Source organism: Leadbettera azotonutricia ZAS-9, assembly GCF_000214355.1.
GTDB lineage: Bacteria > Spirochaetota > Spirochaetia > Treponematales > Breznakiellaceae > Leadbettera > Leadbettera azotonutricia.
In genome coordinates this window covers 1,106,799-1,120,782 of sequence record NC_015577.1, presented here as the reverse complement: position 1 = coordinate 1,120,782, position 13,984 = coordinate 1,106,799, and the positions used below count along the sequence as shown (strand labels likewise).

The 13,984-nt window shown below is 52.7% G+C and carries 13 protein-coding genes and 3 tRNA genes; 1 reads left to right on the top strand and 15 read right to left on the bottom strand.

The features are described from left to right. Position 1: 1 nt before the first annotated feature. The 15 genes from rpoB to TREAZ_RS04870 form a co-directional block, all read right to left on the bottom strand. Positions 2-3,637 (bottom strand): DNA-directed RNA polymerase subunit beta, encoded by a 3,636-nt coding sequence (rpoB, locus tag TREAZ_RS04940; protein WP_015710714.1) that lies wholly within the window; start codon positions 3,635-3,637, stop codon positions 2-4. A gap of 152 nt (positions 3,638-3,789) precedes the next feature. Beyond that, entirely contained in the window at positions 3,790-4,170 is a 381-nt protein-coding gene (gene rplL / locus TREAZ_RS04935; RefSeq protein WP_015710713.1) for a 50S ribosomal protein L7/L12, read from the bottom strand. 131 nt (positions 4,171-4,301) lie between these two features. Then, positions 4,302-4,850, bottom strand: a complete 549-nt coding sequence (gene rplJ, locus TREAZ_RS04930; protein WP_015710712.1) for a 50S ribosomal protein L10 — start codon at positions 4,848-4,850, stop codon at positions 4,302-4,304. Position 4,851: 1 nt separating this feature from the next. After that, on the bottom strand, positions 4,852-5,535 hold the full coding sequence (gene rplA, locus TREAZ_RS04925) for a 50S ribosomal protein L1 (RefSeq protein WP_015710711.1): 684 nt from the start codon (positions 5,533-5,535) through the stop codon (positions 4,852-4,854). Next, entirely contained in the window at positions 5,532-5,963 is a 432-nt protein-coding gene (gene rplK / locus TREAZ_RS04920) for a 50S ribosomal protein L11 (protein WP_015710710.1), read from the bottom strand. The genes rplA and rplK overlap by 4 nt, the downstream gene beginning before the upstream one ends. Before the next feature lie 133 nt (positions 5,964-6,096). Continuing rightward, entirely contained in the window at positions 6,097-6,654 is a 558-nt protein-coding gene (gene nusG / locus TREAZ_RS04915) for a transcription termination/antitermination protein NusG (RefSeq protein WP_015710709.1), read from the bottom strand. Positions 6,655-6,671: 17 nt separating this feature from the next. Next, the gene (secE, locus tag TREAZ_RS04910; protein WP_015710708.1) at positions 6,672-6,851 is read right to left on the bottom strand and encodes a preprotein translocase subunit SecE; all 180 of its coding nucleotides are present in this window, start codon (positions 6,849-6,851) and stop codon (positions 6,672-6,674) included. Positions 6,852-6,878: 27 nt separating this feature from the next. After that, positions 6,879-6,951, bottom strand: a tRNA-Trp gene (locus TREAZ_RS04905). Between the two features lie 26 nt (positions 6,952-6,977). Then, positions 6,978-7,151 (bottom strand): 50S ribosomal protein L33, encoded by a 174-nt coding sequence (gene rpmG / locus TREAZ_RS04900; protein WP_043923304.1) that lies wholly within the window; start codon positions 7,149-7,151, stop codon positions 6,978-6,980. Between the two features lie 22 nt (positions 7,152-7,173). Beyond that, positions 7,174-7,246, bottom strand: a tRNA-Thr gene (locus tag TREAZ_RS04895). 160 nt (positions 7,247-7,406) lie between these two features. Then, positions 7,407-8,252, bottom strand: a complete 846-nt coding sequence (locus tag TREAZ_RS17665) for a leucine-rich repeat domain-containing protein (RefSeq protein WP_169312604.1) — start codon at positions 8,250-8,252, stop codon at positions 7,407-7,409. A gap of 92 nt (positions 8,253-8,344) precedes the next feature. After that, a tRNA-Val gene (locus TREAZ_RS04885) sits at positions 8,345-8,418 on the bottom strand. A gap of 34 nt (positions 8,419-8,452) precedes the next feature. Then, positions 8,453-8,938, bottom strand: a complete 486-nt coding sequence (locus TREAZ_RS04880) for a chemotaxis protein CheX (RefSeq protein ID WP_015710705.1) — start codon at positions 8,936-8,938, stop codon at positions 8,453-8,455. A gap of 37 nt (positions 8,939-8,975) precedes the next feature. Next, a complete protein-coding gene (locus TREAZ_RS04875; protein WP_015710704.1) occupies positions 8,976-10,325 on the bottom strand; it encodes a CheR family methyltransferase in 1,350 nt (449 codons plus the stop codon). A 24-nt stretch (positions 10,326-10,349) separates the two neighbouring features. Further along, on the bottom strand, positions 10,350-12,722 hold the full coding sequence (locus tag TREAZ_RS04870) for a chemotaxis protein CheA (protein WP_043923301.1): 2,373 nt from the start codon (positions 12,720-12,722) through the stop codon (positions 10,350-10,352). A gap of 110 nt (positions 12,723-12,832) precedes the next feature. Between TREAZ_RS04870 and TREAZ_RS04865 the strand changes: the two genes are divergently transcribed. Further along, positions 12,833-13,984: a hypothetical protein gene (locus tag TREAZ_RS04865; RefSeq protein ID WP_015710702.1), complete on the top strand. Its 1,152-nt coding sequence runs from the start codon at positions 12,833-12,835 to the stop codon at positions 13,982-13,984.

Below are 13,984 nucleotides of genomic sequence, written 5' to 3'. Positions count from 1 at the left end.
CCTAAAAGTTGGATCCGCTCTTGGTAATCATCTCATCGTCCCGTTCGTTCAAGGGGATCTGTTTGTTTTTGGCATCGTAGATGGTGAGATCCAGGGCCAATCCCCGGAGTTCCTGCACCAGTACATTGAAGGATTCGGGAATCCCTGCGGTAGTAGAAGGCTCGCCTTTTACAATGGCTTCGTAAACCTTGGAACGCCCGTTCATATCGTCAGACTTGATAGTGAGCATTTCCTGGAGCGTATTGGCAGCGCCATAAGCTTCCAACGCCCACACTTCCATTTCGCCGAGCCTCTGCCCGCCGAACTGGGCCTTGCCGCCCAGGGGCTGCTGGGTAACCAGCGAGTAGGGGCCGGTACTGCGGGCATGCATCTTGTCGTCCACCAGGTGGTGAAGCTTGAGGAAGTAAATAATCCCGCAGAAAATGGGGTTCACAAAAACGTCCCCTGTGCGCCCGTCCCTCAGCTCCGCCTTGCTGGTAACAGGCAAGCCGGCTTCCCTGAGTTTTTCCTCGATCTGCTCCGTAGTGGGAGACTGGAAAACCGGGGCGGAATACCATTCGTCCAGGGTGGAACCCGCCCAGCCAAGCTCTGTTTCAAGAAGCTGGCCGATGTTCATACGGGAGGGGACACCCAGGGGGGTAAGGCAGAGATCCAGGGGGGTGCCGTCTTCCATGTACGGCATATCCTCTTCGGGGAGTATACGGGCCACAACACCCTTGTTGCCGTGGCGGCCCGCCATTTTATCCCCTTCCCGGAGCTTGCGCTTGGTGGCGACTACCACTTTTACTACCTGTTCAACCCCGGGGTTAAGATCATCTTCCTGTTTGCGGGAAAGCCGCTGGATGTCGATGACCGTCCCTTCGTTGCCATGGGGCACCCGCAATGAGGAGTCCCGCACTTCCTTGGCTTTTTCGCCGAATATGGAATTGAGGAGCTTGAATTCCGGGGTAGTTTCGGTTTCGCTTTTGGGTGTTACTTTTCCTACTAATATATCCCCTGAACGCACTGTGGCGCCCACTTTTATAATCCCTTCAGCATCGAGGTTGTCGAGGCTCTTTTCGGAAGTGTTGGGAATATCCCGGGTTATCTTCTCGGGCCCCAGCTTCGTCTCCCGCACTTCTATGGGCCATTCCTTGATGTGTATGGAAGTAAACATATCTTCCTTGACAACACGCTGGGAAATGAGTATGGAGTCTTCGTAGTTGTACCCGTTCCAGGGCATAAAGCCCACGAGGATATTCCTGCCCAAAGCAAGCTCGGCATTTTTGGTGGCCGGCCCGTCGGCAATTACCTGCCCGGCGATGATCTTTTCGCCCAGCTTCACTACAGGCCGCTGGTTGTAGCAGGTGTCCTGATTGGTTCGCTGGTACTTCACCAGTTTGTACGTGTCAAAACCATCGGGAGTGGCTTCAGGGATCTTTTCCGTGCCGTCATCGGGCTTAATTATAACTTCCTGGGAAGTCACCCTTACCACAACGCCATTTCTCCTCGCCTTGACAAGGACGCCTGAGTCATAGGCGCACTTGTATTCCATGCCCGTACCTACCCGTGGAGCCTCGGGGAAAACCAAGGGCACTGCCTGGCGCTGCATATTGGAACCCATGAGGGCCCGGTTGGCGTCATCGTGCTCCAGGAAGGGGATCAGGGAAGCGGAGACCGAAATGATCTGCTTGGGCGATACGTCCATATACTCGATATCCTCAGGCCCCCGGGTGGTGTAATCGCCCTGGCGGCGGCAGGAGATCTGATCGTCCGCAAAGGACCCGTCCTTGTTCAGCTTGGCCGATGCCTGGGCAATGTAGTACCGGTCCTCGTCCATGGCCGAAAGGTACTCCACGTCCTTGGTGGTAAAACTGACATCCAGGGTTTTTAGGTTGTTCTTGCCTTCTTCCTCTTTAGGATTGTATTGGGGATTGGGCATGGACTTCTTCACCACCCTGCGGTAGGGGGTCTCCAGAAAACCATATTCGTTTACCCTGGTGTAGTTTGCCAAAGACACAATGAGTCCGATATTCGGACCTTCCGGGGTCTCAATGGGGCACATGCGGCCGTAATGGGTGTAGTGGACATCGCGGACTTCGAAACCAGCCCTGTCCCGCGAAAGACCGCCGGGGCCAAGCGCGTTAAGGCGGCGCTTGTGGGTCAGCTCGGCAAGGGGGTTAACCTGATCCATGAACTGTGAAAGCTGGCTTGAACCAAAGAATTCTTTAATCGCCGCAACCACCGGCTTTATGGAAATAAGATCCTGGGGCTTTATGGTGTCCGTCTCTTTGAGGCTCATGCGTTCTTTCGCAATGCGCTCCATGCGGGAGAAGGCGGTCTTCATGGAATTTGCCATGAGCTCCCCTACCGAACGCACGCGCCTGTTGCCCAGGTGGTCAATATCGTCAAAATTTTCATCCCCCACATAAACCTTGATGAGGAATTTCATGGTAGCAATGATGTCCTGCCTGGTAAGGGTCAAATCTTCAAGGCCCGGCTTATAGTCAAATTTCTTGTTGAGCTTATAGCGGCCTACCTTGCCAAGATCATAGCGGCGGGAAGAAAAGAACATGCTTGAAAGATCTTTATCGGCCGCTTCCACAGTGATGGATTCGCCGGGCTGGAGCACCTGGTAAACCGCGGATATGGCATCGCTTTTGGAAGGCTCGTCCCGGTTGGGATCTTCCTTTACAAATTTTATCTCTTCCCGCTCAAAACAATTAAGGAGCATGTTTGAATTGAGGGAGAGGTTTTTGGGGTTGGAATCGTCCGGGTTTTCCAAATCCACAAATTTGATAACTTCTATGGACCCTACGCCATTGGCCAAAAGTTCGTCCACATCGTGCGGATGGAGCTTGTCCCCAGCGCGGTAGAGCTTTTTTTTGTTCTCCTTGTCTTCAGGATCATTCCCCACGACCCATATTGCGGATGCCAGCACTTTCCCGGAGAATTCTTCCCTCGTCTCTCTATCATCCTTTACTTTCAGGGTCTCGACCCTATAGAAAGCCCGGATAATTTCTTCTCTGCTTCCATAGCCCAGGGCACGGAGGAATATTGTTCCAAGTATGCGCTTCTTCCTGTCTATTTTGGCGTAGATGAGTTCTTTCTTTTGATCTATTTCAAATTCGAGCCAGGACCCCCGGTAGGGGATGATCCTGGAAGAGTAAATTCCTTTCTCATGGCTGAAGATAACGCCCGGTGAACGGTGAATCTGTGAAACCACAACGCGCTCGGCGCCGTTTATAATAAAGGTCCCCCGTTCCGTCATAATGGGGATGTCGCCCATGTAAATATCTTTCTGGCGAATTTCGCCGGTCCCGACAAAGTAAAGGTTCACCCTTGCCTTGAGGGAGACTGAATAGGTCAGGCCCTTTTGCTTGCATTCCTGCTCGTTGAATTTTATGTTGCCTGTATCAAGGGAGTAATACTCATAATCCAGCCGCATATCGTTGTTAGGGCTTTCGATGGGGAAGATAGATTGAAAAACTTCTTCCAGGCCCTGGAGGTTTGGCTTCTCATTGCTCCTGATTTTGTCCCACTGCAAAAAACGTTCATAGGAACAAGTCTGGATATCTATGAGAGTCGGCAGCTCCATAACATCCTGAATTTCCTTGCCAATGTACGTCCTCTTGGTAATGGTCTTTGCTTTTGCCATTCCTTCCCCCTATCTTATTAAAATACAAAAACCACGAAAAGCGCGAACCTTTTCTTCCGGTTCACGCCCTTCGTGCGACTCGTGGCAAATAAACTGTCTTCCGGATGGGAACCTTCGCCGCGTTGTTCCTCGGCTGAGGCTCCCGCAAAAATTTACTGGATTTCAACCGTACCGCCGGCGGCAGTGACTGACTCCTTGATCTTTGCAGCTTCGTCCTTGGAAACATTTTCCTTGAGGGGCTTGGGAGCGCCTTCGACAAGGTCTTTGGCTTCCTTGAGTCCCAGGCCGGTAACTGCCCTGACTTCTTTGATTACTGCGATCTTCTTGGAATCGTCAAAGGCTTTGAGAATTACATTGAATTCCGTCTTCTCCTCCACAGCTTCTGCGGGGGCTCCGGCAGGGCCGGCAGCGGCGACAGCTACGGGCGCGGCGGCGGAAACGCCGAACTTCTCTTCCATAGCTTTTACCAGTTCGGAAACTTCCAGGACAGTCATGGAAGCAATCGAATCCAAAATCTCTTCTTTCGTTGCCATATTATCTTCTCCTTAAATTACATCTTGCGTCTCATACGAAACACAGCCGGGCGGACCCGGTATATCAAACCGACAGGAATGGCAGCGGAAACCGTTTGGTTTCCCGGAAGCCTGAAGGTTTATCGCAAAAATTAAGCTGCGCCGCCCTCTGCCTTTTTGTCGGCAATGGCTTTGACGGTACGCACCAGCCGTGAAGGGATATCGTTGAGGGCGGCGGCGAGGTTTCTCGCAGGACCGTTCATCACCGACATCAACATAGAGATAAGCTCGAGCCTTCCGGGGAGCTTGGAGAAAGCCTCAACCTGTTTTGCGTCGTAGACCGACTGGCCCACAAGACCGCCCTTGACTTTGAGGGCCGGACTTTCCTTGGTGAAATCCAAAAGTATCTTGGCGACTTCGTTGGCGTCCTTGGGGGAAATGGTTACCGCCGTGGGACCTGTAAGGTAGCCCGACACATCGGGGGCGGAAAGCTGCTCGAAGGCGATGCGGGCAAAATTGTTCTTGACGACCTTGAATTCAGCGCCCTTGTTGCGGAGCAGTTTGCGGAGGCCGGTGATCTGTCCGACCGTAAGGCCGCGGTAATCGGCAAAGATAAAATCAGGCGCAGCCTGGAAGGCATCTTTGAGCTCATTGATGGACTTTACCTTGATATCCTGTATTTTTTTAGCGACTATGGCCATGTTATTCTCCTTCCTTTGCAGCAGTCACCCATACGCCGGGACCCATAGTGGAAGCTACGGAAATGGACTGGAGGAAATCGCCCTTGGCATCCGCAGGCCGCTTCCTGTTGATTTCGCTCACTACGATCTGGACGTTTTCGGCAACCTTTTCAGGCTCCATGGAGACTTTTCCCACTGCCAGGTGCACAACGCCGGTCTTGTCAGCCCTGAATTCGGTCCGGCCCTTCCGCAGTTCGGCCAAAGCGCCTTTGAGGTCAAAGGTTACTGTACCGGTCTTGGGGTTGGGCATGAGGCCCTTGCGGCCCAGCACCATACCAAGTTTGCCAACGTCTTTCATCATATCAGGGGTGGCTACGGCGATATCAAAATCGGTCCAACCGCCCTTCACCTTTTCGATGAGGTCGTCGGCGCCCACAAAGGCGGCACCGGCTTCCTGGGCTTCCTTCTCTTTTTCGGGTTTGCAGAAAACCAGGACTTTCTTTTCGCCCCTGAACTGGTTTGGGAGAACCACGGTATCCCTGACAGACTGGCTCTTCTTGAGGCTCACCTTGACCGAGAGGTCCACGGTTTCGTCGAACTTGGCAAAGGCCATCGTCTTTACAAGGGCAAGGGCTTCTTTAAGCTCGTAGGAGCTTTCGGGATTGTATTTTTTGATGCTTTCCCGGTATTTTTTTCCGTGTTTCATTTTTCCACCTCCACGCCCATGGACCGGGCGGTGCCGGCGATAATGCGCATGGCAGCCTCGACATCATTGGCCGAAAGATCGGGCATCTTCAGTTTGGCGATCTCCTCGCACTTGGCCCTGGGGAGCTTGCCCACCTTGGTTTTGTGGGACTCGGGGGATCCTTTGTCCAAGCCAATGGCTTTCTTGATAAGCACCGAAGCCGGAGGGGTCTTGAGGATGAAGGTAAATGACTTATCCACATAGACGGTGATGACCACCGGAATCACGAGCCCCGGTTCCATGGTTTTTGTCCTGTCGTTGAACTGCTGGACAAACTGGGGGGCGCTGACGCCGTGAGGTCCCAAGGCAGGGCCGACGGGCGGGGCCGGAGTGGCTTTTCCCGCAGGGCACTGCAGCTTGATGTACGTGGCAATCTTTTTCTTTGCCATAAAATCTCCTTCGTGGTATGCTTAGCCTGGGACAAAACCCGACTAATCTAGCGAGATCCAAGGTTTCCACTGGAAGCCAGGCTTCCTGCCGGAAACAAAACCTCTCCCACTATATGAACGCACGCGGCGTTTTTTACACCTTCTCAACCTGGAGGAGGTCAACCTCGACAGGGACGTTGCGGCCGAATATGCCTACCATCACCTTGAGCTTGCTCTTCTCCTGGTTCACTTCCTCTATAGTTCCCGTAAAAGACTCGAATGGGCCGTCTACGATCTTAACCTGCTCGCCCGGGGCAAAGGACTGCCTTGCCCTAACAGGCCTTTCGCCCTTCATTTCCCCGGACTTTTGCAAAATCCCCCTGGCTTCGTCCCCGGTAAGGGGGCTGGGCCGCCTGTCAGCAGGGGTTCCTACAAAGCCGGTAACCCCCTGAATCTTGCGGATCTTGGAAGTTGTATCCTTCCATTCCCTTTCGGGAAGGTCCATTTCTATCAGTATGTAGCCCGGGAGGAACTTGCGGCTCTGGGTACGTTTTTTGCCGTCCCGGACTTCCACCACTTCCTCTGAGGGCACCTTCACATCCCGCACGATCTCCTTATCCAGCTCGCCGTGATCGATCATCATGCGGATAGTTTTGTCTATTTTATTCTCGTACCCCGAATAGGTATGGAGGACATACCAGCCCGTAGCCATATTAATCCTTTTCCCTGTTAAAAGATCGCCTGCACCCCAAGGAGCAGAAGCACATCCACCAATCCTAAAACTGCGGCAATTATAACGGTGGAAACAATAACAACCTTGACAGAGCTGACCACATCATCCCGGCTTGGCCAGATGACCTTCCTGAGTTCAGCGTAGCATTCTTTTATAAACTGAACAATTTTGCCCATGCCATCCTCTCATATCATAAATTTGCTCAGGCGCAGTAGGCTTCGAACCCACGACCTGCGGTTTTGGAGACCGCCGCTCTACCAACTGAGCTATACGCCTTGGATACTTTCCCTAAGGGAAAATCTCTACTTTACCTTGGTCTCTTTGTGCACAGTATGCTTGCGGTCAAAGGGGCAGTACTTTTTAAACTCCAGTTTATCCTGGGTGTTCCGCCGGTTTTTCTGGGTAGTGTAGTTCTTCCGCTTGCATTCGCTGCACTGGAGCGCTACCAACTCTACTGCTGTCTTCTTACTCGCCATATCTTCCTCCGTCAGGGTTAGCAGCCCTCGATCAGAATCGAACTGATGACCTTATCCTTACCATGGATATGCTCTGCCAACTGAGCTACAAGGGCATAAAACGCTGATTTTACAACGTCCAAGTAAGATAGCAAGGGGACAATAAATAGTCAAGTGGGTAGAAGGCGGGAAAGCGAAAAAATTAATTCCCCATTGTTCGTGCCGAGGGGTTTGCCCCGAATACAATCGCCTTGCAGGAACAGCAGGCTCGTCTCCTTAAGGCGAGCTTGCCGGCTCTTCCAGCTTCCAGCCTTCTTCACGGGTAAAGGTGTATTTTCCGCTCTTGTTGCCGGTGGAACTGTAGTAGGTGTCGAAATTATTGGCCGTAGTATAGAGCACAGCCCCCTTATCGTCCACATAATCCACTACTGGCTGGGAGGATTTCCTGGTTATCCTGCTTTCGAAGACTTTTTTGCCCATTTCTGTGATGCTGGCGGGGATGGTGATGCTGGTGAGACGGTTATTGTAGAAGGCCCCGTCCCCCACCTTGGCCACCGCCCCCCCGATGACCAGGGTATGGAGCATATTGGTGGAAAAAGCCCCTTCCCCCAGGGAAGCAACCCCGTCGGGTATCCGGAGGGTGCGGAGCTTGTTGTAAAAAAAGGCGTAAGCGCCTATATCGGTAACCGATTCTGGTATGGCGATTTCGGCAAGGTTATTGGAGGCAAAGGCCCCCATCCCTATAGCCGTGACCCCGTTTCCTATGGTGACAGCCTCGAGCCTGTTGGAGAAAAATGCCTTTTGGCCTATGGTGGTCACGTTATTCCCGATGACCAGGGTGCTTAGCTCGTTAAAAGAAAAAGCCTGGGCGCCGATTTCGGCCACGCTGTCGGGAATGACCACGCTGGCAAGGCCCCTGCGGGTAAAGGCCCCTTCGCCAATGGCAGTAACAGGCATATCGTTAATGGCGCCGGGGATGACAAGCTCTTTGACGCTTCCCTGGGAGCTTATGATGGTAAGGGCGCCGTCCTTTTCTTCCACAGTGATTTTAAGGCCGCTTTGGGCAAAAAGGGGGAGGGAAAGAATGAAGAATGCTGCCGCAAGGAGGCGTTTTTTAGCCATATACTGTCCTTCACTATTTATTTTCGGCATTTCGGGCCTGTCTGCAATGGCGCAGGGCAAAAAAAACCCGCAGCCCCAAAGGATTGCGGGTTTGGGCGATGGCCGAATCGAACGGCCGACCCTCAGCGTGTCATACTGATGCTCTAACCATCTGAGCTAACCGCCCGGATATTCTTAAATCTTCCGGTATTTAGCTATGCTTAAGCGCGCTCGCGGATAACGACGTTGATCTCGATTTTGCCGCTCTTGCCGCCAACGCCCAGCTGCATAGGGACTATGAGGGCTTCAACGTCCTTGCCCATGTTGGTAGCGACTTCCATGTTATCGCCGGTAAAAAGGGCGGGCGGGGTAAGATCGAATTTGAAACCCAGGTCGTGGAGCTTCGTAACCGCCTGGGCGGTGATCATGTTGGCCAGTTCCTGGATGGTGGCTTTGGCCATTTCGTCCATAGTCTTGAATTCTTCGCCGTTCATGGCGCTGACCACGAAAAGGGCGGTTTCCTTGTTCATATCAAAAAGGACCCGGCCTTCTACGTCGCCGGCAAGGCCCACCATGGCCGCAACGCCCATGATCTGCATGGAAGAGGATTTAAGGAACAAATCCCCCCGTTTAACCTCGGTGTTCAAAACTTCCTTAAGCACGTTAAAAGCTGCTTCAACAAAGGGGTTGATATATTCAACTCTCATACATTCGCTCCTTTCATAATGTACCCGACATTAAATCTCAATTGCGCACAAAGGCAGACACAAGCTCGTTGCCCACAGCCCTATAGCTGTCATCGGACATAACCTCGTTCCTGCCCAGGAAAACAATGCCCCGATCCTTGAGCTTCTCCCCGAAACCGGAGAGCACTTTAATCTGATCCTGGGGCTGCAGGAATGATACTATATCCCTGGCCAGGATAATGTCCAGATCCGGCAGGGGGTTGTCGTTCAGGACATCGTGGTATTCAAAAACGATTGAATCCTTGACAGCCTGATTGAAACTATAGCCTGTCCGGCCCTTGATCATAAAGCCCTTGCAATATTCAGGCACATCCTCAAGGTCAAAGACCATGTTGGTTGCCTGGGATATGGCCATAATATCATTGTCATTGGCCCATATCTTGATATGCCCATCGGGATACCGAGTTTTGAGTATACATGCAAACGAAAAAGTTTCATAGCCCTTTCCGCAGCCAATGTCCCAAACCTGCACATTGTTCGAGCTCAGCTCGGGGAGATAGCTCTTGACCGCAGACGCATAATCGTCGCTCCAGAAGCGGCCTGCATCGGGGGAATAGAAGCTCGAAAGGTACTCGTCGGCGTCTCTCTCGTTTTTCAGCTGGAGTTCCTCGCCGCTCCTGGTCCCGCTCCAGTCGGCAAAACGCTTGCGTATCCACTCCTCGTTGACGCCTGTGGGGTGGAATTTTCTGAGCGCCAGAAGGCTCTCTTTGATGAAGCCTATATTGGTGTCCGCAAAGGCAGCCACGGCAGCGGCGTCTTCTGCCGCAGAAGGCTGGACAGCGTCTGCGGCGGCAGGGGCGCCGAAAATCGCAGCCCCTATGCTTGCCGACGCGGGCTTGACTTCCTCTTCTTTTTTCTGGGAGAAGATGCGGATCACGTCAAGAATGACGTAAAGATCCCCCTGCTTCTCCACTACCCCGCTGATGAACTTGATATTGATGTCGCCGAATATGGGGTGGGGTGGCTGAATGTTTTCGGTATTGATGCCCACGACTTTGTCGATCTTGTCCACGATAGTGCCGTAGACACGGTCTTCTATACTGAGTATGAGCATATTCTCAAGGCCGTCGGCTTTCCTGTCCTGGGGGATGTGAAAGAAGAGCCGGAGATCGATGATGGGAATGATGTCGCCCCGGAGGTTGTAGACCCCCCGCACAAAGGATGCCGCATTGGGGACAAAGGTGAATTTATCCGCCTTGGCGATTTCCTTGACGTTCATGATGTCCACACCGTAGTCCTTCCCGCCCAGTGAAAAAGTGACCATTTTGAAGTCTACAGTGTCTGCCCGGTCTTTTTGTTCCTGAAGCTCCGCATTGAGCTGAGCCAGATCTTTTATGATTGCTGCCATGCCATTTCCTTTTTATTCTGCCATTTACCTTATGGAGGCTTCCCTAATCCGGCGGGTCTCCATTTCCTTCTTAAGCCCAAGCTCGAGAAGCTGGCTCACATCTATAATGAGGGACACTGAGCCGTCCCCTAAAATCGACGCCCCCGCAATGCCCGGGGAATTGGTATACTGATCCCGCAAAGGTTTGATAACAACATCTTCCTCGCCTATAAGGCTGTCCACCATGAAGCCCATCTTCTTTTCGGCGGTCCCGACGATAACGATGAAGTTGTAATCCTGGTGCTCCTCGGTCTTGATGCCAAAGAGCCTGTTGAGCCTTAAGAGCGAAACCACGTCGCTGCGGATATTGAAAACCTCGTAGTTGTCTATCATGCGCACCTCTTCGGGCTTGACCCTGAGGCTCTCGATGACCGAGGTAATGGGTATGGAGTAGATTTCCGTGCCCACCCGCACCAGGAGGCCCTGAATAATAGCCAGGGTGAGGGGCAGCTTGATGGTAAAGGTGGTGCCCTTGCCATGCTCGGAGCTTACCGTAACCGTGCCGTTGAGCTTGTCGATTTGGCGGCGCACTACGTCGAGCCCCACGCCGCGGCCCGAGATGGCAGTGATGGCTTTGGCGGTGGAAAAGCCGGGCTCAAAGATGAGCTGGAAGGCTTCGGTATCGGTAAGGAGCTTGTTGGGGGAGATAAGGCCCCGCTCCACCGCCTTGGCCTTGACCGCCTCCACATCGATGCCCTTGCCGTCATCCTTGATTTCGATGACGATCATGTTCCCTTCGTTGCTCGCCTTGAGGATCACCATGCCCTCTTCGGGTTTGCCCGCCGCTTTGCGGACATCGGGATCTTCGATGCCGTGGTCAACGGAATTACGCACCGAGTGCATAATGGGGTCGAGGAGATCCTCGATGACCGACTTGTCAAGCTCGGTCTCTTCGCCCTCGATTACCAAATTGATCTTTTTATTGAGGGATTTTGAAAGGTCCCGCACAAGGCGCGGGAATCGGCTGAAAATCTGGCTGATGGGAACCATGCGGATGCGCATGACCCCTTCCTGAAGTTCGCCGGTGATGCGGCCCAGGTTCTGCGATGTGGAGCGGAACTTGCCCACATTGGTTTTCATATCGGTTTCGAATTCGTCGAAAATGGAGAAGATATCCCCGTATTCGTCGCCCATTTCCTTGCGCACGTCTTTGACGGATTTGCCGCCCTGTATGCCTTCGAGATAACCAGGGAGGCTGTCGAAGAGGCTTTTGATTTTTTCGCGATACTGCGACTCAAGGACGTGAAGCTGGTTCACCATCTCGTTGAACTGGTTGTTGATCTGGTTGAAGGTTGCCTTGGTGATGACGGTCTCTGAAACAAGGTTGAGAAGATCGTCGATGCGCTTGGAATCCACCCTGAGTATAGAGCCCGCTTCCTTGCCTGCCTTTTTGGCGTCTTCCGAGGCGCCGGCAGAAGCCGGTTTTAGCGCCGCAGGGGCCGGGGCCGCTGCCACGGGGGCCGAAGCTGCCGGAGCCGCAGCAGGTTTAGGCGCAGGAGCGGCCGGAGCCGGAGCTGCGGCAGGTTTAGACCCAGGGGCCGCATTGGAAATATCCGTAATATCCGCGCCAAGGGACACATCGGGGATAATCACGTATTTGCGGATTTCTTCGGCAGTCTTTTTTGTGGCGTAATAATAGTCTACCTGGGGAAAGAAGTTGTCTTCGTAGAGCTGCTCAAATTCCGGAGTGGTCTTAAGAACTGTGCCCGTGCCTTTAAGGGCTGCGTAGACCTGAATGCCGCCCACGGTATTCATAAGGCTATTCTCGTCGAAACGCACCGAGACCTTGTAGATGGGCAAGCCGCCTTCCACTGAATCCTTGAGTTCCTGGAATTCCTGCTCCGTGAGGCCGGCCAGCGCCCCTGCGGCAGGGGCGGCTGCCGCCGGAGCGGCGGCGACCGGGGCTGGGACAGCGGGTTTTGGCGCCGGTTTTTTTACAGAGCCCTTTTTGCCCTTGGCGCTTTCGGGTATCAGGGCTTCGAGGCGTTTTTCCATCTCCGAAGTGTCTCCCTGATAAACTGCGCCGTTCATGCGCTGTTCCAGCATGGCCTTGATGATATCTATAGCTGCCAGGAGTGTATCGACCACATCCTCATTGACCGCCAGCTGATCCGAACGTATGGCGTCAAGCACATCTTCCACCATGTGGGTAAAATGGGAAAGCTCCATCATCTCCACTGTGGCCGAACCGCCTTTGAGGGTGTGGGCCGCGCGGAAGATCTCGTCTACCGCGTCCTTGTTGGCACCCTCGTTCTCAAGGACCAGGACGTTCTGCTCCAGGGTATCAACCTGCATCTGGGCTTCGCTGAAAAAGTCTTTGAGGAGTTCCTCGTTATTAGGATCAAGATAATCACTCATATTATAATAGATTATACACATTTCGTCTTACGTCAAGATAGGGAAAAAGAAAGCTTTAAAAAAGGGGTACTCCCTTGGTATAAACATACAGTTTCTGATAATATAAATTTATGAAAAGAATTATTGCCGCGGTTCTTCTTGCCGGCGCCTTAAGCGTGCTTGGGGCTGCTGAATTTACCGTTCCCCGCTTGGAGATGGCTACCAGGGGCCGGGTTGAGGATGGCGATTTTGTGTTGTCTTCTGCAATTTCAGCAGACCTGTCCCTCACCGGGGGATACAAGTATGGGATCCTTTTAGGGTTCGATTTTGCGACCCTGGATCTTATGGATCCTGCAGCTGGCCCTTTCTCGGCGCTAAACTTCAGGATTGCCAAGGCCAGGGCTCGGGATCTTTTCGATCTGCCCCTGGAACTGACCTATTTTTTGGGCGCAGGGGATGATTTTTGCTCGGGGGACGAATTCTCGGACCGCTTTGGCATTGCCCCCATTGGGACAACCTACCGGGGCTTCTTCTATTTCCCTGAAGGGATAGGGGGCGACATAAACCGGCGCTACAACGGCATACACAGCGCCAGGGGCACAGGCCTTTCTGTTGCGCTGACCAAGTGGGGGAATGTGGTCCCTATGTTCTATTTATATGAAGATTTTACGTACAACTTCCTTGGAAGCAATCAGTTTACCCCCACTTTTGACAACGGGGAAATTCATTATTCAGGCGATTTCCGTGTGCTTATCAACAATGAAAATACCAAAATTGAATTTTTTGGGGGAAGCTCTCTGACCAGCGATCTGGATGTCAATTTGCGAGCCGGTGTCTTGGCCCATTTCAGCTCCAACAAGGGCATGGAATTCCTTCTGCAAGGGGGAATACCGGGCTGGGATGCAGATTCGAAATTCGGCATAGACAATCTGTTTTTCCTCATGGAGCCCCGGCTGCGCTTTGAAAAAGGCGGGCTCAATGTAACCTTCTTCTACCATCCTGTGGAATATCTCCATATTAAGACCGCTGAGGAAAAGGGAAAAGTGGATCTTAACATAAGATTCTACCTTGGAAGGCCGGAAACCGGCTTTTCCGGCGGCCTCGAGACCACCATGGGCCTTAAAATAGATGGGATGGACGATTTTTCCCTCTTTATTTCGCCTTTTTTAAGCTTTGCGGCTTCCGGGCTCCTTTGGGATGCAAAAATCCGTGTCAACATCCTGGATTTTGACCCTCCCACAGAGGCTTTTGAGCTATTCATCGGGGTCAGGACGGCATTCTAA